The following is a 22,279-nucleotide window of genomic DNA, read 5'->3' as shown; positions in this document are numbered from 1 at the left end:
CGGCGCTGCCGCGCTTGCGGTAGAGCGCCAGGACCTTCTCCGGCGGCCAGTCGAACTTGCCGAGGTTGGTGACCAGGAAGAAGGCATGCAGCAGCAGGTCATCGGGGCGTTCCTGCACCACCAGCACCACGCGACGCGGTGCCGACCAAGAGCCCGCTTGATACTCCAGATCGTGGCACCACTCGCGAGGCTGCTCGGGTGGCCGGCCGGGTGGCCGCTTCAGGTGCGGTGCCGCCAGTTTCTGCAGGCCGGAGTGACTGCGCAGTCGGCCCAGGTACTCGATGTCGCACTCTTCCAGGGCCTCCAGCGTCGCGTTGTCGGTGAAACCGGCGTCGATGCGCACCCGAACCTGGGCGCCGGTGCTCTCGTTGAGTCGCCGCACCAGATGCGGGATCCAGGTGTCGGCGTTCTCGGCCGGGCCGGCGTTGCCCTCGCGCAGCAGGCCGCCCACCATGTCGCCGGTTTCTGCCAGCGAGGCGACCAGCGGTGAATAGATCCGCGCGCCGTACAGGCCATGATAGGCCGAGCCGCCCTGGTGGCCGTGGACCTCGATCGGCAGGCCGTCGATGTCCAGCGTCAGCTGCTTGGGGCGCTCGCCGTTCTTCAGCGCGGTCAGGCGCCAGATCACCAGTCGCAGCAGGCCTTCGTGCACGGCATCGATATTGTCGCAGCGCCCGAGGCAGGTCAGCAGCCGCGACAGCGTGGCTTGAGACGGCCGGTCCTGGACCAGGGGCGTCATGCCGCGTGCATCGCTGCAGGCCAACTGCCAAAGCGGGTCACGGCGCAGCGTGTCGGTATCGCTGAGATCGATCCAGCCCATCGCCCGTTGCAGCACCAGGGTACGCAGCTGGCTGGCCAGCGAGTGGCGGATGCGTAGCGGGTTGCGGAAGTCGACCAGATTGTCTTCCAGCGCCTCGATCACGCCGCTGTTGTCGAGGGCTTCACGCAGCAGCAGGGCGCCGCTGTCGCTAGTGGTGCGCTGGCCGCTCAGCTCAACACGGACAGAGCCGTTGCACGAGGGCGACCAGGTCGTTAGGGTTTCACCCATGGCGAGTGGTCCTCTTGAATCGTGTTCTGGCAGGAACATCCTGATTCTACAAGAGAAAACCACTCGCCATCTTCGTTTTCAGACCGACCTCATGAATAAGCCGGGATACCAGAAGCGTGAAGAAGTTAGTCACCGCACTGATGGCGGAGCTGTTGCTCGATAACCATTCCATGATTCGTTGCTACCTTTGACGTGCCATATCGACGATTACCCGACTCAGGGTGGCGCTAACGGTTCCGCTCATGAAAAGTAAAAGCGCCAATGATTATCGCCAGTTAAAAGCCACGCCGTTATTAACCGACGGTAAATGGCGCCTTACACAAATGACCGGAAGCACGGCTGGCATTGAAAGCTCGAAACAGGAAACTCGAAGCGCGGGATCCGAACGCCATTCGGGCCTGAGGCCTGGCAGGAGATACAAATAAAAACCTAATAAACACGTCTTTTTAATCTGGATCAGTAGCGATGTCATTCTCGGCAACTAGCTTCTGAGGGCATCGGCCATTTTTGATGGCAATCACTTTCTGCACCCATCGGATAGCGTCGCTATCTCGTTCCCGGAGAAAATCATGTTCCAGCATTCATCCAAACTTCAGTACCCGGTCAAGGTCGAGCAGCCCGATCCCCAATTTGCCATGCTGCTGCAACAGGCCATCGGCGGCATCGAAGGCGAGATTCGGGTCGCCATGCAGTACTTCTTTCAGGCCATGGGGGCCCGCGGCGACGATCGAATTCGAGACCTGCTGATGTCCACGGCCACCGAAGAGCTGTCTCACATCGAGATGCTCGGCCACGCCGTCGCCCTGAACCTGGAAGGCGCGCCCGTTTCCTATCAGGAAGAATCGGCCAAGGATCCGATCATCAATGCGATCCTCGGCGGCGCCAATCCTCGCCACCTGCTCTCCTCCGGTCTTTCCGCCATGCCGGTCAACGCTAATGGCGTGCCGTTCGACATGAGCCACGTCTATGCGACCGGCAACGTGGCGGCGGACATGATGGCCAACGTGGCCGCGGAATCCAGCGGTCGCGTTTTGGCCACGCGCCTGTACAACTGGACCAGCGACAAGGGCATGAAGGATTTCCTGTCGTTCCTGATCGCTCGCGATACCTACCACCAGCAGCAGTGGCTCGCGGTGGTCGAGGAGCTGGGCGGATTCGAGAAGCAGCTGCCGATTCCCAACTCGACCCCGGAGGCGCACGAGGCAATGGAACATTCGTACTACTACCTCAATACGCTGACCGACAAGGAAGCGCCGATGGGCCGCTGGAATCAGGGTCCGTCGCTGGATGGCAGGGCCGAGTACTCGACCCGCCAGGCACCCGAGCCCGAAGGTCAGGAGCCGTCGCTGGGCAAGGCCAGGGAGAACTCCGGCGCCCAGAAAGAGCAGCTGTAGGCCGGCGAGGCGAGCGTGACGCGTCTTCTCGATCGACGCGTCTCCCGCAGAGCGTATCCCGGTCAATCGGCGTATCGATAACTGAACGAGACTGGTCTCGAATCCATCGGGACCAGTCTTCATTTGAAGGGATGGCCCGGGTCGACCACCCTGATATCGGTGCGTCGCTGCCCACCCGTTCCTTCCGCTCTCCACTATCGTCGGTGAGTCGCTATGGCCCGCTCGCCGCTATATTCATTGAGTCGCCATATCCAGCAAGGCGCCATAGCCAGCAACAGGACAAGACCTCATGGCCGCGTCATCCGCCTATATCATCGCCCTCAATGCCGGTTCCTCCAGCATCAAGCTTTCGCTCTATCGCGCCGACGATACGACCTCGCCCGAACTCATCACCAAGGCCCAGGTCGAGGAGATCGGCGATTCGCCGCATCTGTTCGGAGAGCTGGCCGATGGCACCGCTTTCCTCGACGAGACGCCAAAAGATCACGAGCTGCCGGATCATGACAGCGCCTACGCGCGACTGCGCGAAGCGCTGGATGCGCAATTCGGCAAGCTGGAACTGGCGGCGGTCGGCCATCGCATCGTCCACGGCGGCGACCTCTTTTCTATGCCGACGGCCATCGACGACGCCACCCGCGAAGGCATCGCGTCACTGGTGCCGATGGCGCCGCTGCACCAGCCGCATCATCTGGAAGGCATCGATGCCGTCGGCCGCTTCGCCCCCGAGACGCTGCAGGTCGCCTGCTTCGATACCAGCTTCCATCTCGGGATGCCCCGCGTCGCCCAGTTGACCGGGCTCCCCTATCGCTTCTTCGAGCAGGGCATCCGCCGCTTCGGCTTTCACGGACTCTCCTACGAATACATCGCGGGCCGATTGCCCAATGTCGACCGACGCCTGGCCGAGGGCCGCACCATCGTCGCCCACCTGGGCAACGGCGCCAGTCTCTGCGCACTGCAGGCCGGCAGGAGCGTCGATACCACGATGAGCTTCACGGCGCTGGACGGGCTGCCGATGGGGACGCGCTCGGGCGCCCTCGATCCGGGGCTGGTGCTCTATCTCGAGCATGAACTCGGCTATTCGAGCGAGGAACTGCAGACGCTGCTCTATCACGATGCCGGGCTGCTCGGGCTGTCCGGCATCGACAGCGACATGCAGACGCTGCTGGAGAGCGATTCGCCCCGGGCGCAGCTGGCGGTGGACTTCTTCGTCTATCGCGTCGCCCAGGAGATGGGCCGCCTGGCGGTGAGCCTGGGCGGTGTCGACGGGATTGTCTTTACCGCCGGCATCGGCGAACACGCGGCACCGATTCGCCAGGCCGTCATCGAGCGGCTGGCCCCGCTGTGGTCGGTGGTGCTGGATGACACGGCGAACCGGGCCGCCGAGCCAGGACGCATTTCGACGCCGGATAGCGCGGTGGCCGTTCACGTCATCCCCACCGACGAGGAGACGATGATCGCCCGGCATACCTGGCAGCTCTACCGGTCACGCACGCGGGGCGACGCCAGCGAGTCGGCCCCGGAGCCGGATCGGGATCGGGATCGGGATCGGGATCGGGATCGGGACCATCGCGCCTAGGAAATCTGCCCGAACCCTCAAGCCGCCAGCCATTGGCATCCGACCTCTTTCGTTCACGCCACCATTATCCAGGAGTGCCTTCATGTTTCCCTCCATAAGCCAATCCACGACGACGCCCCGGCTTCCGGTCGACAAGGACGAGGAGTTGCTGAAGCGGATCGACCACTGGTGGCGGGCGGCCAACTATCTCGCCGTCGGCCAGATCTATCTCACCGGCAACCCGCTGCTCGAGACGCCGCTGACGCTCGATCACATCAAGCCGCGCCTGCTCGGCCACTGGGGCACAGTGCCGGGGCTCAACCTGATCTACGCGCATCTCAACGCGCAGATCCAGCGCCGCGATCTCGACGTGATCTATCTGACGGGGCCCGGTCACGGCGGCCCGGCGCTGCTCGCCAACCTATGGCTGGAGAACAGCTACAGCGAGCATTTCAATCATGTGCCGCGCAACGCGGAAGGCATGCAGCGCCTGTTCCGCCAGTTTTCGACGCCCGGCGGCGTGCCCAGCCATGTCAGCGTGCCCACGCCGGGCTCGATCCACGAAGGCGGCGAGCTGGGCTACGTGCTGACCCACGCTTTCGGCGCCGTGTTCGACAACCCCGATCTCGTCGCGGCCGCGGTGGTGGGCGACGGCGAGGCGGAAACCGGCCCGCTGGAAGGCTCCTGGAAAGGCGTCAACTATCTCAACCCGACCCGGGACGGCGCGGTGCTGCCGATCCTGCACCTCAACGGCTACAAGATCGGCTCGGCGACGGTGCTCGCTCGCAAGAGCGACGAGGAGCTGGAGCACTACTTCCGCGGCCACGGCTACGCGCCGCTCTTCGTCGAAGGCGACGAGCCCGATGCCGTCCACCGCGACTTCGCGGCGGCGCTGACCAGCGCTCTCGACCGGATCCACGAGATTCAGCAGCATGCGCGGCAGGAAGGCATCGACCGCCGGCCGGTCTGGCCGATGATCGTGCTGCGTACCCCCAAGGGCTGGACCGGGCCGAAGTCCGTCGACGATCTACCGGTGGAAGGAACATTCCGTGCCCACCAGGTACCGATGGGCGGCCTGAAGGATCATCCCGAGCGTCTGGCGCAGCTCGAAAGCTGGATGAAAAGCTACCTTCCCGAGGAGCTGTTCGACGAGCAGGGCGCGCCCCGGGAACCCATCACCGCCCTCTGCCCTGCCGGCGAACGGCGCATGGGCGCCAACCTGCACGCCAACGGTGGCCGGTTGCGCCAACCGCTCGCGTACCGGCCGCTCGAGACCTACGCCGTCGAGTTCGACGAGTCGCGACGCGGCCGCGAGCGTCACGGTTCCACCGAGCGCCTTGGCCAGTTCATGCGCGATATCTACGTCGACAACCCGCACAACTTCCGGCTGTTCTGCCCCGACGAGATCAAGTCCAACCGGCTCGGCGCGGTGCTGGACGTCACCGACCGCTGTTTCATGGGGCCATTCGAGGAATACGACGAGCAGCTCTCCATGGACGGCCGCATGCTCGAGGTGTTGAGCGAACACAACTGCAACGGCTGGCTCGAAGGTTACGTGCTGACTGGCCGCCACGGCCTGTTCGCCAGTTACGAGGCCTTCGTCTCGATCATCGATTCCATGGCGATCCAGCATGCCAAATGGTTGGAGCACGCCCGTAACGTCGACTGGCGCGCCTCGATCCCGTCGATGAACTACTTGCTGACCTCCACCTGCTGGCGCAACGACCATAACGGCTTCAGCCATCAGGGGCCGGGGTTCATCGACACGCTGCTGACCAAACAGCCGCAGGTGGTAAGGATCTATCTGCCGCCGGATGCCAACACGCTGCTGGCGACCGCCCAGCACTGCTTCGACAGCGTCGATCACCTCAACGCCATCGTGATCGACAAGCATCCTCAGTTGCAGTACCTGACGATGGACGAAGCCCGCGAACACTGCCGCGAAGGTCTCGGCATCTGGGAGTGGGCCAGCAACAGCGGCGACGAAACGCCGGATATCGTGATGGCCTGCGCCGGCGACACCGCCACGCAGGAGACCCTGGCAGCGGTGGATATCCTGCGTACCTATCTGCCGGCGCTGAAAGTCCGCGTGGTCAACGTGGTCGATATCATGACGCTGCGGGTGGACCATCCGCACGGGATCAGCCAGGAACGTTTCGTCGAGCTGTTCACGGCGGACCGGCCGGTGGTCTTCGCCTTCCACGGCTTTCGCGGCGTGGTGCACCAGTTGATCCACAATCGCCCCGAGACCGAGCGTTTCCACGTTCGCGGCTATCAGGAGGAAGGCACCACCACGACGCCGTTCGACATGACGGTACTCAACCAGATGAGCCGCATGCACCTGGCGCTCGATGCCCTGCGCTACCTGCCGGATCAGTGGGAGGGCGCCGCCGGGCTCATCGAGGATCTGCAGACGCTACTGCAGAAGCATCACGCCTATATCCGCGAACATCTCGACGATATCCCGGAGATCACCCGGTGGACCTGGACCGGCGGCAACGTCCAACTGCCGCTGGACGAGGACGATCATGCCGGGGCATGACCGGGATTACGGCGTCACGCCCCGGGCCCCGGCCGGCTCCCGGTAGCGCGACCGGACCCACTGCCGCGCTAGCAAGTAGGCCAGCAGAGCTTCCGGCAGCTCCCCGGCGTAGAACATCAATTCCGCGCCCTGCTGGACCTGATCGAGCGGCACCGAGGCGGGGAAGTGAAACCGGGCCATCCATTTGGACAGCGTCGCGTGTGCCGCCATCGATACCACCAGCACGCCGAAGCGCCATTCGAGGGAGGGGCGTCTCGGCGCCGGGTCCGGCCCGGCAATGGCCCAACTGAACAGACACCCGGCAACCACGAAATGCCAGTGCAGCCACAGGGCGAAGCCGGGAGAGTGGCGCATCGCGCTGTAGAGATCGGTCAGGTACAGCGCCATCATGCCGCCGATATTGAGCAGCGCCGCCGTGACGGGATGGCCCAACACGCGAATGGGTGGCAGGGATACGAACCTGACCCAGCGCCTGCCCCAGTGCGCGGGCACGTTCTTCAGCGCCAGGCTCATCGGCGCCGCCATCACCAGCCCCAGCGGCGCGATCATTCCCGCGACGAGATGCACCGTCATATGGCCGCGGAAATCGGTGTGCGCCCAGTGCATCAGAGGCGGCGACATCACCGCGATGATCGCCAGCGCACTGCCCACAAAGATGACCAGCCGCCAGAGCGGCCAGCCCCGGCCATGCCGTTTCGATCGCCACCAACCCCAGGCGTAGAGTGCGGCCAGCGCGCCGAAGACCAGCGTGAAGGCGTTCACCGCTGGCTCAGCGCCTCGCCTCGCCGGGCCCGGCGCAGCAGCCAGTAACCGATGGCGAGCAGCAGCAGACCGGCCAGGTTCCAGCCGAGGTCATACATCAGCAGATTGTCGACGTAGCGAACCTGGTGAAGCCCCAGGATCTTGTGGTCGACGATGCCATCGAACAGCTGAAAGCCGCCCATCCCCAGCAGAAACCCCGCGCCGCGATAGCCGGCAGCGTGCTGACCGGTCTCGTGAAGACGCAGCATCAGCGCACCACCAACGACCAACACCACCAGCTCCAGCGTATGCAGCAGCCCGTCGGAGGCCAGCGCCAGCGCCGAGTTGTCGGTTTCGACGAAATGGTGCCAGGCCAGCACCTGGTGAAAGACGATCTCGTCGAGCGCCGCCATCACGCCAATGCCCAACAGGATCGCGGCGAGTAGCGTCGCGCCGACTCGTCGCTGAACGGGAGCTTCCATATCGCTTGTCCTCTTGCCGATACGCATCCAGTGGATAACGAACCCGGCTTCACCGGGTCAGACCCGATGGCCCCGAACGAAAAACCCCGGCCGCGTGGGCCGGGGTTAGATCGTAGCGGTTCCTTGCTAACTTGCCATGGCATCCTGCCATGCGTCCTTGTGACTATCGCTTCCCGCGACATCCATCCTTGGCACCACGTCTTCCTGACGTTGCCCCTACACCGTACGCGCTAATTCCATCAGATAAGTTTATGTGAGTTAACTAATAGCATTTGGTGTGTTTATTTCTGTAACGCACATTCCTGCTGGCCAGTCCGCTGTCATGAAAATGACATGCACATATGCGTATATGGCAATGTCTTCCCATCGGCGGCAGGAATCGACTCGGCAACGAGCCGGCACCCAGCCCGAGCGCCGAGAAGCATTGAAAACGCATGAGGACGTGTTGATGGAAAAGCAGCGTGTGCTATTTCTCTGCAATGCCAATTCGGCAAGATCGCTGATGGGCGAAGCCCTGCTCCGGCACATGGCGGGGGATCGTTTCGAGGCCTTCAGCGCCGGTGTCGAGCCCAGCGAACCCCATCGTGCCGCGCTGAAGGCGCTGGAGTCGATCAACGTCAGTACCCGGGGGCTGGCGAGCAAGCCGCTGGAGACCTACGCCGACCAGACGTTCGATACCGTCATCATTCTCTGCGAGAAAGCCCGGCAGCACTGCCGCGACTGGGAAGGCCGCACCAGGGAGCTCATCTACTGGGACATCCAGGATCCCCGGCTCCACGACGATCCCAGGAACTACCAGCATACGCTGCAGGAGATCCAGACACGCCTGAAGCTCTGGCTCGGCGTCAAATCCAGAGCCCATCCCTGAGGATCGATCGTGTCCGCACTCTCTCCCGTTCAGCTTTTCAAATGCCTCGGCGACGAAACGCGTCTCGCCCTGACGCTGCTCATCCACACCGAGGGCGAGCTCTGCGTCTGCGAAATGACCTATGCGCTGCAGGAGTCCCAGCCCAAGGTCTCGCGTCATCTCGCGCAGTTGCGATCGTGCGACCTGCTGCAGGATCGGCGCCACGGGCAGTGGGTCCACTATCGCCTGATGCCGGATCTGCCGAACTGGGTACTTGCGACCCTCGACGAAGCGACCGCGGGCGCCTCCTCGCTGATGGGCGAAGCCCGCGACCGGCTGGCGGCGATGGGCAACCGCCCCGCGCGCCAGACCGAACACTGTTAATGAAATACGGTTAGCGAAATACGGTTAGTGGCATACGACCAACCGAACACGCTCAATCGAATCTTGCCAAAGGAGTTGCCATGTCTCTTCGAATCGGGATCAACGGCCTCGGTAGAATCGGGCGTCTCGCCCTGCGCAGCCTGTGGGATCGCCGCGCGGTGGAGACGCTGGAGATCGTGCGGATCAACGACCCGGCGGGAACGGCGGAAACGTTCGCCCACCTGCTCGAGTTCGATTCCGTGCATGGACACTGGTCCCCGGGAAGCGGCATCGCGGCCGGCGAGCGGTCGATCACGGTGGATGGCGTCGAGATCCCGTTCAGCAGTCATCGCGAACTCGCGGACAGCGACTGGTCGCAGTGCGACGTCGTGATCGAGGCATCCGGCGTCATGAAGAGTCCCGACAAGCTTCAGGCCTATCTCGACCAGGGGGTCGGACGGGTCGTGGTCACGGCGCCGGTCAAGGCAGCGGGCGTGCTCAACGTGGTCATGGGCGTCAACGACCATCAATACGACCCCGGCCAGCATCGCATCGTTACCGCCGCGAGCTGCACCACCAACTGCATGGCGCCGGTGGTCAAGGTGATTCACGAGATGTTCGGCATTCGCCACGGCTCGATGACCACGATCCACGACATCACCAACACCCAGTCGATTCTCGACAGCCCGCACAAGGACCTGCGTCGCGCCCGGGCCAGCGGCATGAGCCTGATCCCCACCACGACCGGATCCGCCAAGGCGATCACCGAGATCTTCCCCGAGCTGACGGGCAAGCTCAACGGCCATGCCGTTCGCGTGCCGCTGGCCAATGCTTCGCTCACCGACATGGTGTTCGAGGTGGAACGCGAGACCACGGCCGAGGAGGTGAATGAGGCGCTGAAGGAGGCCTCGACGGGCACACTGGCGGGGATTCTGGGCTTCGAGACCCGCCCGCTGGTGTCGGTGGACTACCGCACGGACCCGCGCAGCGCCATCGTCGATGCGCTCTCGACCCTGGTGGTCGACGGCAGCCAGGTGAAGATCTACGCCTGGTACGACAACGAGTGGGGCTACACCAACCGCACCGTCGAGCTGGCACTCAAGGTCGGGCGAGCGTAGGCGAGGTCGATCATGTCATCTGTCGAGCGGCTGAGATCGCTACCCTTCGAAGTCCGCCAGTATCTGCTGGTGACCGGCAACTACTGGGCGTTCACGCTAACCGACGGCGCCCTGCGCATGCTGGTGGTGCTGCATTTCCACCAGCTCGGCTACTCGCCGCTCGAAGTGGCGATGCTGTTTCTCTTCTACGAAGCCTTCGGCGTCGCGACCAACTTCGTCGGCGGCTGGCTTGGTGCCAGGCTCGGGCTCAACCGGACGATGAACGTGGGCCTCGGCCTGCAGATCGTCGCCCTGGGCATGCTGCTGGTGCCCTCGTCGATGTTGACCGTGGTATGGGTGATGGCTGCGCAGGCGCTCTCCGGGATCGCCAAGGATCTCAACAAGATGAGCGCCAAGAGCGCGGTCAAGGTGCTGGTGCCCAGCAACAGCCAGTCGGCGCAAAGCGCCCTTTACCGCTGGATAGCGCTGCTGACCGGCTCGAAGAACGCACTCAAGGGCATCGGCTTCTTCCTGGGCGGCCTGCTGCTGACGCTGGTCGGTTTCCAGGGCGCCATCGCGCTGATGCTGGTGATGCTGGCCGGGGTGTTGCTGCTCTCGCTGTGGCGGCTGCGCGCCGATCTGGGCAGGACGAAATCCAAGCCAAGGTTTCGCGAGGTCTTTTCCACCTCCCGAGCGGTGAACGTGCTTTCCGCGGCCAGACTGTGCCTGTTCGCGTCCCGTGACGTCTGGTTCGTGGTGGCACTGCCCGTCTATCTCTACGACCAGCACGGCTGGGGCTACTGGGCCGTCGGCGCCATGCTCGCCGGTTGGGTGGTCGGCTATGGCGGCGTGCAGACCCAGGCGCCGAGGATCACCCGGCTCGTGCAAGGGGGCGCCAGAGGCATCACCGCCGGCTGGGCGCTCGCGCTGGCTTCGCTGCCTGCACTATTGGCATTGCTGCCGCTCGATGCCGACGTCTTCTGGCTGGTGGTCGGCCTGCTGCTGTTCGGCGTGGTGTTCGCCATCAACTCCAGCTGGCACAGCTATCTGATCGTGCGTTTCGCACGCGCCGAAGGTGTCTCCATGGACGTGGGCTTCTACTACATGGCCAATGCCATGGGGCGGCTGATCGGCACGGTACTCTCCGGCTGGCTGTATCAGGCGTACGGACTCCAGGCCTGTCTCTGGGTTTCTGCCGGCCTGGTACTGGCGAGCGCCGTCATCGCGCTGGGCCTGCCCGCGGAGTCGACCACGTCGGGCGACGGCGCCGAGCCGATTCACTGAACGGCAACGCGAGGCGGGGATCATGACCGCTCCCGCAGGGGCGCGCTGTCGAGTCTGTCGGGATTTCGTCGACTCAGCCGGGCGCGTCGCGCTGCCGGGGCTCGCGGGTGAAATCGCCGATCAGCGTGTGCGGATCGGCCTCCTCGCGCTGCCTGTGGGCGGCCTCGGCCCACCAGCGCAGCTGGGTGGAGCCGCGCTGCAGGTAGGTCCGCCAGCGTTCGGCGCCCTCGTTGTCGCGATACTGCCCTTCGTCATCCAGCACTTCCGCCGCGTGCGGGACGTGAATCATCGCCGACACCGGCAGGCAGCCCAGCTCGGAGAGGAAGGTACGCATGCCCACGGCGGCACGGACGCCGCCCCACTGCCCCGCCGAGTAGGTCACGATCAGGCTCGGCTTGTAAGCGTAGAGCGAACTGCCGAAGTGGTTGAGCAGGTGCGCCAGCGCCGGGCTAAGGCTGTGGTTGTACTCGGGGCTCACCATCACGTAGGCGCCGGCCTCGCGGATCCTGTCGGCCAGCGCGTCCAACGGCTCGGGCGCCCGGCCGGAAGCGTAGGCGAAGTGCGGCTTGAAAACGTCGCCGAGGTCGTAATCCAGCGGATCGATCAGTTCGACCTCGTCGTCCGGATACGCCTCCCGGAGGTGCGTCAGCAGTGCCGCCGCCACCCGGCTTCCCAGGCGCGGCGGTTTCGGTGGCTGGCTCTGTCTCGTCGAGCCCAGAAATACCAGAATGTTCATGCAGTGCCTCTCGACCGATTGTCGGTTCTCGTACGGCTGCCGGCTCTCGTGGGGCTGCCGGCTCTCGTGGGGCTGCCGAGTTCAGGCCGCCGGCAGGGCCGGCAACCACAACGCCAACGCCACCAGGGTCGCCAGCAGCACCGGCGGGGTGATCAGCAGGCCGACCTTCATGTACTGCCCCCAGCCGATCCTGTAGCCCTTGCCGGCCAGCACGTGCAGCCACAGAAGCGTCGCCAGGCTGCCGATGGGAGTGAATTTCGGCCCCAGATCGTTGCCGATCACGTTGGCATAGACCATCAGCTCCTGAGTCACCGCCGGCACCTGTGCCTGATCGATGGCCAGCGCCCCGACCAGCGTCGACGGCATGTTGTTCATTATTGATGCGACGATGGCGGAGAGAAACCCGGTGCCGATGGTGGCGACGAAGTCACCCTGCCCGGCAAGCCACTGCAGCGCCCGCGCGCCGTAGTCGGTCAGGCCCGCGTTGCCCAGCCCGTAGACCACCAGATACATGCCGATCGAGAACAGCACGATCTGCCACGGCGCGCCCTTCAGCGCCGCGGTCACCGAAACGGCGGCGCCCTTGCCGCCCTGCCACCAGCGACCGGCGATCGCCATCAGCACGATCGCCGCCGCGCCGGTCACGAAGGCGATGGGAATACCCAGCGGTGCGGTGACGAAATAGGCGACGAGCAGCACCGCCAGCAGCGGAAACGCGGCGCGAAAGATCAGGAGATCCTTGATCGCCGAGCGCGGCGCGTCGAGTTCCTCGACCGAGTAACGTCTGGGAATCCGTCGGCCGAAGGCGATCCAGAGCACGGCCAGCGTCGCCGCCAGCGACACCAGGTTGACCGGCACCATGACAGCCGCATAGCGGTCGAAGCCGATATCGAAGTAGTTGGCGCTGACGATATTGACCAGGTTGGAGATTACCAGCGGCAGGCTGGTGGTATCGGCGACGAAACCGGTGGCGATGATGAACGCCAGCGCCGCCGGCGGCGAGAAGTCCAGCCGCAGCAGGATCGCGATCACGATCGGCGTCAGCAGCAGCGCCGCGCCATCGTTGGCGAAGAACGCCGCGATTACCGCGCCGAGCACCACGACCAGCGGAAACAGCAGATGCCCCCGGCCGTTGCCCCAGCGCGCCACGTGCAGCGCCGCCCAGGCGAAGAATCCCGCCTCGTCGAGAATCAGCGAGATGACGATCAGCGCGACGAAGGTGAACGTCGCGTCCCAGACGATATCCCATACCACGCCGACGTCGGATAGCTGCACGACGCCTGCGAGCAGCGCCACCAGAGCGCCGCCCAGCGCGCTCCAGCCAATGCCAAGCCCCTTGGGCTGCCAGATCACCAGGATCAGGGTGACGACGAAAATAGCCAGTGCCAGCATCGAATGACCTTGAGTTCAGTGAGTGCTTTTTAATGAGTACTTTTTAGCGAGTGCTCTTTAGCGAGTACTTTTAGTGAGTGCTTTGATTGACGCGGCGAGAGAGTTCTTCGGCACTCTCGACCCGCTCGGAATAGCGATCGGTGAGATAGGCCGAGCGGCCCCGTGTCAGCCAGGTGAACTTCACGAGCTCCTCGCAGACGTCGACGATTCGCATGTAGAGCGGCGACGGCTTCATGCGTCCGGCTTCGTCGAACTCGTTGAACGCCTTGGGCACGGAGGACTGGTTGGGGATCGTGATCATCCGCATCCAGCGCCCCAGGATCCGCAGCTGATTGACGGCGTTGAAGCTCTGGCTGCCGCCGGAGACTTCCATCACCGCCAGCGTCTTGCCCTGGGTGGGTCGAACGCCGCCCAGCGACAGCGGGATCCAGTCGATCTGGGCCTTCATGATGCCGGTCATGGCACCGTGGCGCTCCGGGCTGACCCACAGCATGCCGTCGCACCACTCGGCGAGCTCACGCAGCTCCTGCACCTTGGGATGTTCCGCCTCGGCATCGTCCGGCAGCGGCAGGCCGGAAGGGTTGAAAGTGCGCACCTCGCAGCCGTACCAGCGCAGCAGCCGGCCCGCTTCCTCGGAGGCCAGCCGCGAGAAGGAGCGCTCGCGCAGCGAACCGTAGAGCACCAGGATCTTCGGCGGGTGACGCGGCGCATCGCTACCGACTAACGCCTCGACATCGATCGGCTGCAGTTTCGCCGGATCGATATTGGGCAGGTCGTCGGCATCGACCGAATCATTCATATCACTCTTGCCCCTGTCATTCATGCCCCGTCTCCTCGGCGTGCACGACTTCGCCGTCTTCCTTGGTGAACGTGGCGACCGGGTTGGCCAGCAGCCCCAGCACGCGCTCCGAAGGCCGGCACAGCCTGGCGCCCTTGTCGGTGACCACGATCGGCCGATTGATCAGGATCGGGTGCGCCATCATCGCGTCGATCAACTGGTCATCGCCCAGGGCCGGATCATCGAGGCCAAGCTCCTCGAACGGCGTCCCCTTGCGGCGCAGCAGCTCGCGCGGGGTGATCGCCATCATCGAGATCAGCTCGACCAGCCGCTCGCATGTGGGCGGCGTCTTCAGATATTCGACGATGTCCGGCGTCTCGCCGGAGGCTTCGATCATCGCCAGCGTGTTGCGGGACGTACCGCACTCGGGGTTGTGGTAGATCAACGGCTTCATGACGACCTCATGTCTCCTTGCTTTCGGGATGGCATTGCCCCAGCGCGTTCATCAGCGGCTCGCAGACCTCCGGATGCCCGGCACAGCAGTCGCGCACCAGGAACTGGATCGTCTCTTTCATGTGCGAGAGATCGGCGCGATAGATGATCGAACGGCTCTGGCGTTGCGAGACGACCCAGCCGGCCCGCGCCAGCACCGCAAGATGGGCCGACATCGTGTTGTGCGGCACCGAGAGCTGGCGCGCGATCTCGCCGGCGGGAAGCCCCTCGGGCTCATGGCGGACGAGCAGCCGAAATGCCTCGAGGCGAGTCTGCTGGGACAAGGCGGCAAAACTGGCAGTGACAGCGGTAGTTTCCATATGTCCAGAATATAGGACATATCAGAATACGGCAAAGCCGCCGGATGGATGCCGAACGGTAGTGGCTCCTCGGGAGCCACTCACCACTCATTGCTTTCGGCTTCAGCCGTTCCTGGCGTTCGACTCGTCGTTCAACTGGCCGAAGTAGACCGGCCGGCAGATGCAGAAGACCGGGGCGCCGGTCTCCTCGACGGCGGCGACGAAGCGTTCCGCTTTTTCCTCGTCCATCGCGTACATCAGCTCGACGGGCTGATCCGCCAGATCGAAGAAATGGGCGGAGTGCAGCTTGCCGTCCTCCCCCATTCCCTCGACATCGCTACGCCTGGTCATCCGGCCGATATCCAGGCTTTTCGCCGTCTCGGTGACCCAGTCGTAGACCCGTTTCCCCTCGTGACGACGAGACTCGGGCACGATGAATATCACCTCGTAGCCGCTGTTCAGACGATTCATTGCTGCGATCCTCCCATTACATGCTGAATGACGCTGAAGGTCAGAAAGCCCAGCCCGGTCATGGCGAGCGAGCCCAACACGTGAATGCCGATCCCCATTAGCGCCATGCCGTAACGCTCCGCCTGGATATTGCCGAACATCTCGGCAGAAAAGGTGGAGAACGTGGTCAGCGCACCCAGGAAGCCGGTGATCACGAACAGGCGGAGTTCCGGCGACAGGGAGGGAAGATGCGAGAAAAACGCGACGCCGATGCCTATCAGCCACGCCCCCAGCAGGTTCGCCACCAGCGTGCCGGGCGGAATCGCCGGAAACAGGGCGTTGAGCCAGACACCCAACAGCCATCGCAGATTCGCACCGATCGCGGCACCGGCCCCGATCGACAGTACGGACAACCACATACCTAGCGTCCTCGATACATCAAGGTTTCATCAATGATCCGATCGAGGAGCCGCGCCAGCGAGGAAGGAAAGACAGACACCTGCCGACACGCCTCGACCGAAGCGCCCGCAGGCATCATTAACCGATAGACGGTGGTTCGAGCGAACGAGAATGAGAAAGCCGCTCGGGAGGAATGCCATCTCCCACAGCCAGACCTTAGCACCGAACGCGCCGGCCGCGCCACCGACCTGCCCGGCAAGGCGCGACGAGCCGCTCGGCGTCAAACAGGTCAACGAGAGCGGCAACGATATCAGCGAGCTTGCCCGCGGCTCACAGGAAGAGGCGGATAGCGTCGAGTACCGCCGTGTCGATCGTGACCCGATCGGCTTCCGAAACGCCACTTTGCACCGGGCGACGGCCGGGCACGTAGGCACCGCGCTCGGCGATGCGATCGAGCTGCTGGCTCAAGCGAGCGGAAAAGCCCGCATCGAGGACCGTGGGCTGGATCGCAACGATCGTCAGTCCGGCGTCGATGACGCGGTCTCCGTTCTGGAAGTCCGGCATGTCGAGCGACCAGGATGCACCGGACAAGCCGGCGGCGAGACACTCGACCATCAACGCCACGTTCGCGCCTTTCGCTCCGCCGAATGCCAAAAGCGCCCCGCGCAGACCGGCGGCCGCATCGGTGGTCACGCTGCCCGTCTCGTCGATGGCCCAGCCGGCGGGGATCTCGCGCCCCTCTTCCGCGGCCTTGGCGAGGTTGACGAAGGCCGTGGCACTGGAGGCCTGATCGATGACCAGCGGCGCGGTCGCGTCACTCAGCGGGGCGGCGAACGCCATCGGATTGGTGCCGAACACGACCTTGCCGCCGGGCGAACCCGCCACCACGGCCGGGCTGTTGGACACGGCAAAGGCGATCAGCCCGTCCAGGGCGAGACGGCGAACGTAATAGCCCAGCTCACCGGTCGTGTAGCTGTTGCCCTGGGTGAAGATCGCAACGCCCAGCTCCCGGGTTCTTTCGATGATCGTCGGTGCCGCCAGATCGAAGCCGAGCTGCGCGATGCCGCCATCCGCATTCGAGTGGATGATGGCGGGCAGGGGCGAGGCGGGTTTCGGCTCGGCATTGCCATTGATGCGACCCGCGCGAAAACTGGCGAGATAATCCAGCAAGTGCGGGAAGCCGACGCCGGGGCGCCCAAACAGCGCGGCCGATATCGTCGCTTTTGCCAGAGAACGTGCCGTGGCCTGGTTGGCGCCCGCGGCGAGACAGGCCTGCTCGGCCAGGTTTTGCGCCTCGGGCGCGGAAAGTGTCTGCTGATCCAAGGAAAGTGACTCCGGTGTGATTGTTCGAACGGGTTCTCGACGGCAGAGCGCTTTCAGGCCCAGATGTCCTGAACGCTGAACCCTTCCGGAAAGGGATCGTCATGGTCCAGCACGTAGGTATTCATGCCGTAGATCCAGCTGGTGCCGGTGATGGTGGGTATGACCGCCTGCCTGTCGCCAACCCTCGTTTCCTCGACCAGCCGTCCGGTGAACACATTGCCCAGGATGCCCTGATGACGAAAATCCTGATTCAACGGAAGCTCTCCCTTGGCATGAAGAACGGCCATCTTGGCGCAGGTCCCCGTGCCGCATGGACACCGGTCGATAGCGCCCGTCCAAGTGCTGGGCTCGTCCCAATCGAGATCGCCGGAGGCCACAGTGACCGCGTTCCGCCAATCCGCGTCGGCACCGATTGCCGGCCCGGAGAGCTGCGATATGGTGATCCCGATTCCCGGGTAGTCCGGGTGCTCGACCGGTAGCTGCTCGATGGCGGCCTGCCGGATCATGGCCGAGATCCGGGCGATTTCCGCGCCCTGCTCGGGTATGAGCTGGACGCCGGGAAACTGACGGACGTCGGCAATGACATAGAACATGCCTCCCCACCCGACATCCACCGTCACCTTGCCCAGATGCGGCACGTCGATTTGTGCATCCAGGTAGGCCGCGAACGCCGGAACGTTCTTGAAGGTGACGCTTTTGACCTTGCCGTTCCGGCACTCGGCGCTGATGCGAATCAGGCCGGCCGGCGCTTCCAGGACGAGCTCCGTGACCGGCTCCGCCATCGGCAGCATGCCCATCTCGAGCAGCACGGTTGCCACGGATATGGTGTTGCCGCCGGACATGACGGGATATTCGACCTGCTCCATGATGACGTAGCCGGCATCGGCGTCGGGATGGCAGGGCGGAACGATGATGTTGCAGCAGAGAGGCGGATAACCACGCGGTTCACGCAGCATCAGCTGACGCAGCTGATCGTCGTTTTCCCGCAGCCAGACCATCTTTTCATACACCGTCTTGCCGGGGACGTTGGGAACGCCCCCCGTGATGACGCGCATGGGTTCGCCAGCGTGGGTATCGATGGCATGGATTGTTCTTTTGAATGGCATTGTTTACACCCTTATCTGACCATAACGTCTATCCGTAACGCTGCCGGACGCCGTTGCCGCCTCTCGGCGCAGGCAACGGCGCTACGTATCAAAGGTCCTTGACCAGCCGAAGGGCGTCGTAGATCGCCGCGTGCGTATTTCTGTGGGAAACCGCATCACCGATCCTGAACAGCTGGAACTTGCCATCCGGGTTGGTATTGAACGATTGCGGGCTGCCGGCAATCAGGTTGTCGTAATCCACCGCGCCCTGGTTGCTCGACAACGGCTTCAGCTCCTCGTAGAGATCCGCCATGGGCAGGGTGCCGAAGTTCACGATCACCTGATCGACGCGTCTCTCCTTCTCGACCTGGGTGTAGTCACTGCTGACCGAGGCCACCAGATCGCCGCCGTCGCGGCGAATGCCGGTCAGCCGGAAAGTGGGCGTGAAGGTGACGTCTCGCACCTGCAGGGAACGCATGTACGGCACCAGGTTCATGGCCATGACCTCCGGCGCCAGCGCCCGGTCGGCGGTCATGTACTCCACCTTGCCGCCTGCCGCAGCGGCGATCTCTGCCGCCTGCAAGGCCGTGTGATCACCGGCGTCATCGTAGACGAGCACATTGCTGCCCGGCTTGACGTGTCCCGAGAGGATGTCCCAGCCCGTCACCGCCAGCTCGTTGCCTTCCGCCAGCGACTGTTCGTTGGGCAGGCCGCCGGTGGCCACGATGACGGCATCCGGCGATTCGGCCAGCACTTCGTCCTGCTCCGCGAAGACGTTGAAATGGAAAGTGACGCCCATGGCCTGGCAGCGCTCGTAACGCCAGTCGATGATGCCCATCATCTCGCGGCGCCGTTCGCTCTGTGCCGTCAGGCGGATCTGACCGCCGGGCGCATCGGCGGCTTCGAACACCACCACCTCATGCCCGCGCTCGGCGGCGACCCGCGCAGCCTCCAAGCCGCCAGGCCCGGTGCCGATCACCACGACCTTCCGCCGGGTGTCGGCCGGTGGAATGGTATGCGGCATGGTGGTCTCGCGGCCGGTCGCCGCGTTGTGGATGCAGTAGGCTGCCCCGCCCTGGTAGATGCGATCGAGACAGTAGTTGGCGCCGACGCAGGGGCGGATCTCCTCTTCGCGCCCTTCGATGACCTTCTTCATCAGATGCGGGTCGGCCATGTGGGCACGCGTCATGCCGATCATGTCCACCTTGCCGGAGGCGATCGCGTGGCGTGCCGTGGCGACATCCTGGATCTTGGCGCCATGGAAGGTGGGAAAGTCGACTTCACGCTTGATATCGCCAGCGAAATCCAGATGCGGAGCGCTGGGCATGCCCTGGATCGGGATCACGTCCGTGAGCCCTGGATCGGTATCGATATGGCCCTTCACCACATTGAGGAAATCCACCAGGCCGCTGTCCTTCAACCGGTGCGAGATCTCCATGCCGTCGCGCGCATCGAAGCCACCCGGCAGGCACTCGTCGCCGGTATAACGCACCCCCAGCAGGAACTTCTCCCCCACCCGCTTGCGGATGCTTGCGAGCACTTCGAAGGTAAAGCGCAGGCGATTTTCCAGGCTGCCGCCGTAGGGTGCATCGAGCTCATTGGTCAGCGGTGACCAGAACTGATCCATCAGGTGGCCGTAGGCCTGGATCTCGAGACCATCCAGACCGGCGGCGTACATGCGCTCGGCGGCATCGGTGTAATCCTGGATCAATCGCTCGATATCCCAGAGTTCCGCCTTCTTGGGATAAGCGCGATGGGAGGCCTCGCGGTGATTCGATGCCGAGACCGCAGGCAGCCAATCGCCCTTGTCCCAGCGGGTCCGCCGCCCCAGGTGCGTCAACTGGATCATCACCGCCGTGCCATGTTCGTGGCAGGCATCGGTCAGCTCACGCATCCACGGCACCACTTCATCCTTGTAGGCAAGAATGTTGTTGAAGACCGGCGGGCTGTCTCTCGATACCGCTGCCGATCCCGCCGTCATGGTCAGTGCCACGCCGGCCTTGGCGCGTTCGACGTGATAGGCCCGATACAGCTCCTTGGGCATGCCGTCTTCCGGATACGCGGGCTCGTGCGAGGTCAGCATGACCCGGTTCTTCAGCGTCAGGTGCTTGAGTTGCAGCGGTTGCAGTAGCGGATCGTTTTGCACGGTGAGACTCCCTTGTTGTTATGGGGTTGACACAACGCTATTCGCCGCTGTACACCTTTGTCAACTGGCATGACAGTGGTGTACACAAAAGGTCTAACGCGGCCTGATAACATCACTTCCTTGCCTCAAGGAAAGGAATTTTCAGTGAAAGACGATCACTCCAGCGATAACCGGACGGCCTGGCTCAATGCCGCTTACGACCTGCTGATCAACGCCGGTGTCGGCGCCGTCAAGATCGTGCCGCTGGCGAAGAAACTGAAGACATCGCGGACGAGCTTCTACTGGCTGTTCAAGGATCGCGAAGAGATTCTCACGGCGCTGCTCGATCGCTGGGAAAGCCAAAACACCCGCGCGCTGATTCTTCACAGCGAGAAATACGCCTCGTCGATCGTCGAGGCCACGCTGAACGTCTTCGATTGCTGGTTCGACGCCGGCATCTTCGATTCGGAGTTCGAGTACGCCGTCAGAAGCTGGAGCCTGCAGGATGACGCCGTGGCCGAGCGGGTCCGCCGCGCCGACGAGCAGCGTCTCGAAGCGCTGCGGGCAATGTTCATCCGTTATGGTTACGACGCGCTGGAGGCCGACACGCGGGCCAGAACCGTTTACCTGCTGCAGATCGGCTATATCTCGATGCATACCCAGGAGACCCGGGACACCCGGATCAGTCGCGTGGCGCAGTACGTCAACATCTTTACCGGGCAATCGTGTACCCCCGCCGATCTCGAGCGTTTCGCCTCACGCCATACGACCCAGTTCCCCCCGGAGGAACTGGCTGCTGTTCAACAGGAGATGACCCATGCAACAGGCACCGACGCTCGGCATCATCGGTGGTAACGGCTGGCTCGGCAGCGCGCTGGGCCGCGCCGCACTGGCAAGCGGGCTGATCGCTCCCCAGCAGCTCGTGGTGACGGCCAGCCGTAGCGGCTATCGCTACGGCGAATGGCCCGGTGTCACGTGCGTCGACAGCGCCGGGGCGCTGCTCGAAAGCGCGGACATCGTCGTGGTGTCGGTCAGGCCCGAGCAGTTTGCCGAGCTGGATCTGGCGCTCGAGAACCGGCTGGTCATCTCGTTGATGGCCAAGGTCTCGATCGCCACCTTGACCCAGGCCACGGGGAGCGAGCGTATCGTGCGCGCCATGCCCAACGCCGTCGCCGCCATCGGTCGCTCGTACACGCCGTGGTGCGCGACCCCGGCGGTTTCCCGCGCCGAACGGGATTGGGTTCAGCGGCTGTTCTCGACCTGCGGTTCCAGCGACGAACTCGACGATGAGGCCCAGATCGACTACCTGACGGCACTCACCGGCAGCGGGCCGGCCTTCCCCGCCCTGCTGGCCGACGCCCTGATCGGCCATGCCATAGCGCAAGGCATCCCCGAAGCGATTGCCCGTCGCGGCGTGCTGCACAACCTTTCCGGCAGCTTGCAACTGATGCTCGAGGAAGCAACGCCGCCAGCGGAGATCGTGAAGCGCTTTCTGGATTACGGCGGCGTCACCACGGAAGGGCTCAACGCCATGATCCAGGGAGGTTTTCAACGAGCGGTTCACGACGGGCTGGAGGCAGCCCACATGGCCACCCTGGACCAGGCCGATTCGCCTCGAAAGCCGGAACTCGACTGATCGAAGATCACCCAACCCCAATATCAACAATGACAAGGAATCCTCATGAACCTCGCGACAATTTCACCCCAAGACCCGGCGAACCACGCTGAACCGCCATCGACGACGCCATTCGCGAATGCCCGAATCCCTGCGCATTGCAGGCTCGATGGCGCCGGTGGTCGTCCGTCCGGGCAGTAACGCTTTTGGGGTATAACCACCCCTGAAAAAC

22 protein-coding genes and 1 riboswitch are annotated in these 22,279 nt (G+C 63.9%); of the genes, 9 read left to right on the top strand and 13 right to left on the bottom strand.

Features of this window, described 5'->3' with window-relative positions:
* The coding region (locus tag R3F72_RS15085; RefSeq protein ID WP_332780064.1) for an IS1380 family transposase at positions 1–1,087 on the bottom strand (1,087 nt) is incomplete at its 3' end.
* A gap of 530 nt (positions 1,088–1,617) precedes the next feature.
* Between R3F72_RS15085 and R3F72_RS15080 the strand changes: the two genes are divergently transcribed.
* The 3 genes from R3F72_RS15080 (at position 1,618) to R3F72_RS15070 (ending at position 6,539) form a co-directional block, all read left to right on the top strand.
* Positions 1,618–2,442: a manganese catalase family protein gene (locus tag R3F72_RS15080; RefSeq protein WP_087719930.1), complete on the top strand. Its 825-nt coding sequence runs from the start codon at positions 1,618–1,620 to the stop codon at positions 2,440–2,442.
* Between the two features lie 289 nt (positions 2,443–2,731).
* Positions 2,732–4,018: an acetate/propionate family kinase gene (locus tag R3F72_RS15075; RefSeq protein WP_332780063.1), complete on the top strand. Its 1,287-nt coding sequence runs from the start codon at positions 2,732–2,734 to the stop codon at positions 4,016–4,018.
* A gap of 82 nt (positions 4,019–4,100) precedes the next feature.
* The gene (locus R3F72_RS15070) at positions 4,101–6,539 is read left to right on the top strand and encodes a phosphoketolase family protein (RefSeq protein WP_332780062.1); all 2,439 of its coding nucleotides are present in this window, start codon (positions 4,101–4,103) and stop codon (positions 6,537–6,539) included.
* A 6-nt stretch (positions 6,540–6,545) separates the two neighbouring features.
* Here the strand turns inward: R3F72_RS15070 and R3F72_RS15065 are convergent, their stop codons facing one another.
* Together R3F72_RS15065 and R3F72_RS15060 are read right to left on the bottom strand one after the other, a co-directional pair.
* Positions 6,546–7,301, bottom strand: coding sequence for a cytochrome c oxidase assembly protein (locus R3F72_RS15065; protein ID WP_332780061.1), 756 nt, complete (start codon positions 7,299–7,301; stop codon positions 6,546–6,548).
* Positions 7,298–7,762 (bottom strand): DUF2243 domain-containing protein, encoded by a 465-nt coding sequence (locus tag R3F72_RS15060; protein WP_303855691.1) that lies wholly within the window; start codon positions 7,760–7,762, stop codon positions 7,298–7,300. The genes R3F72_RS15065 and R3F72_RS15060 overlap by 4 nt, the downstream gene beginning before the upstream one ends.
* Before the next feature lie 448 nt (positions 7,763–8,210).
* Here R3F72_RS15060 and R3F72_RS15055 point away from each other — a divergent pair, with 448 nt between their 5' ends.
* From R3F72_RS15055 to arsJ, 4 genes are all read left to right on the top strand, one after another.
* A complete protein-coding gene (locus R3F72_RS15055) occupies positions 8,211–8,630 on the top strand; it encodes an arsenate reductase ArsC (RefSeq protein WP_332780060.1) in 420 nt (139 codons plus the stop codon).
* A gap of 9 nt (positions 8,631–8,639) precedes the next feature.
* Positions 8,640–8,993: a metalloregulator ArsR/SmtB family transcription factor gene (locus R3F72_RS15050; protein ID WP_332780059.1), complete on the top strand. Its 354-nt coding sequence runs from the start codon at positions 8,640–8,642 to the stop codon at positions 8,991–8,993.
* An 80-nt stretch (positions 8,994–9,073) separates the two neighbouring features.
* Positions 9,074–10,090, top strand: coding sequence for an ArsJ-associated glyceraldehyde-3-phosphate dehydrogenase (locus tag R3F72_RS15045; protein ID WP_332780058.1), 1,017 nt, complete (start codon positions 9,074–9,076; stop codon positions 10,088–10,090).
* Between the two features lie 12 nt (positions 10,091–10,102).
* Positions 10,103–11,353, top strand: coding sequence for an organoarsenical effux MFS transporter ArsJ (arsJ, locus tag R3F72_RS15040; protein ID WP_332780057.1), 1,251 nt, complete (start codon positions 10,103–10,105; stop codon positions 11,351–11,353).
* A gap of 73 nt (positions 11,354–11,426) precedes the next feature.
* On the opposite strand, the gene R3F72_RS15035 is transcribed toward arsJ, so the two are convergent.
* The 10 genes from R3F72_RS15035 to R3F72_RS14990 all read right to left on the bottom strand — a co-directional run bounded on the left by R3F72_RS15035 (position 11,427) and on the right by R3F72_RS14990 (position 20,453).
* Complete coding sequence (locus R3F72_RS15035) at positions 11,427–12,089, bottom strand: NADPH-dependent FMN reductase (protein WP_332780056.1); 663 nt, start codon at positions 12,087–12,089, stop codon at positions 11,427–11,429.
* Between the two features lie 81 nt (positions 12,090–12,170).
* Positions 12,171–13,481 carry an arsenic transporter gene (locus R3F72_RS15030; protein ID WP_087719918.1) on the bottom strand — a complete coding sequence of 437 codons (1,311 nt, stop codon included), beginning with the start codon at positions 13,479–13,481 and terminating at the stop codon, positions 12,171–12,173.
* A 70-nt stretch (positions 13,482–13,551) separates the two neighbouring features.
* Positions 13,552–14,304: an arsenical resistance protein ArsH gene (gene arsH / locus R3F72_RS15025; protein WP_256961305.1), complete on the bottom strand. Its 753-nt coding sequence runs from the start codon at positions 14,302–14,304 to the stop codon at positions 13,552–13,554.
* A complete protein-coding gene (gene arsC / locus R3F72_RS15020) occupies positions 14,297–14,713 on the bottom strand; it encodes an arsenate reductase (glutaredoxin) (RefSeq protein ID WP_087719917.1) in 417 nt (138 codons plus the stop codon). Before arsC ends, arsH begins: the two co-directional genes overlap by 8 nt.
* Before the next feature lie 7 nt (positions 14,714–14,720).
* Positions 14,721–15,071 carry an ArsR/SmtB family transcription factor gene (locus tag R3F72_RS15015; protein ID WP_087719916.1) on the bottom strand — a complete coding sequence of 117 codons (351 nt, stop codon included), beginning with the start codon at positions 15,069–15,071 and terminating at the stop codon, positions 14,721–14,723.
* A 102-nt stretch (positions 15,072–15,173) separates the two neighbouring features.
* Entirely contained in the window at positions 15,174–15,521 is a 348-nt protein-coding gene (locus R3F72_RS15010; protein WP_303854702.1) for a DUF190 domain-containing protein, read from the bottom strand.
* Positions 15,518–15,919 carry a fluoride efflux transporter CrcB gene (gene crcB / locus R3F72_RS15005; RefSeq protein ID WP_303854701.1) on the bottom strand — a complete coding sequence of 134 codons (402 nt, stop codon included), beginning with the start codon at positions 15,917–15,919 and terminating at the stop codon, positions 15,518–15,520. Before crcB ends, R3F72_RS15010 begins: the two co-directional genes overlap by 4 nt.
* Positions 15,920–16,021: 102 nt before the next feature.
* Positions 16,022–16,112: riboswitch (Fluoride riboswitch) on the bottom strand.
* A 117-nt stretch (positions 16,113–16,229) separates the two neighbouring features.
* On the bottom strand, positions 16,230–17,222 hold the full coding sequence (locus R3F72_RS15000; RefSeq protein ID WP_303854700.1) for an Ldh family oxidoreductase: 993 nt from the start codon (positions 17,220–17,222) through the stop codon (positions 16,230–16,232).
* A gap of 53 nt (positions 17,223–17,275) precedes the next feature.
* Positions 17,276–18,328: a proline racemase family protein gene (locus R3F72_RS14995; RefSeq protein ID WP_332780055.1), complete on the bottom strand. Its 1,053-nt coding sequence runs from the start codon at positions 18,326–18,328 to the stop codon at positions 17,276–17,278.
* An 88-nt stretch (positions 18,329–18,416) separates the two neighbouring features.
* Positions 18,417–20,453 (bottom strand): NADH:flavin oxidoreductase, encoded by a 2,037-nt coding sequence (locus tag R3F72_RS14990; protein WP_303854698.1) that lies wholly within the window; start codon positions 20,451–20,453, stop codon positions 18,417–18,419.
* Positions 20,454–20,597: 144 nt separating this feature from the next.
* Here R3F72_RS14990 and R3F72_RS14985 point away from each other — a divergent pair, with 144 nt between their 5' ends.
* Both R3F72_RS14985 and R3F72_RS14980 read left to right on the top strand, forming a co-directional pair.
* Complete coding sequence (locus R3F72_RS14985; protein WP_256961304.1) at positions 20,598–21,287, top strand: TetR/AcrR family transcriptional regulator; 690 nt, start codon at positions 20,598–20,600, stop codon at positions 21,285–21,287.
* Complete coding sequence (locus R3F72_RS14980; protein ID WP_087719910.1) at positions 21,250–22,068, top strand: pyrroline-5-carboxylate reductase family protein; 819 nt, start codon at positions 21,250–21,252, stop codon at positions 22,066–22,068. The genes R3F72_RS14985 and R3F72_RS14980 overlap by 38 nt, the downstream gene beginning before the upstream one ends.
* Positions 22,069–22,279 lie beyond the last annotated feature (211 nt).

Origin of the sequence: Salinicola sp. 4072, from assembly GCF_036663415.1 — a bacterium.
In the GTDB taxonomy this organism is placed as follows: Bacteria; Pseudomonadota; Gammaproteobacteria; order Pseudomonadales; family Halomonadaceae; genus Salinicola; species Salinicola salarius_A.
Note: the sequence above shows the minus strand (reverse complement) of the source record. Positions and strands in the feature narration are given on the sequence as shown.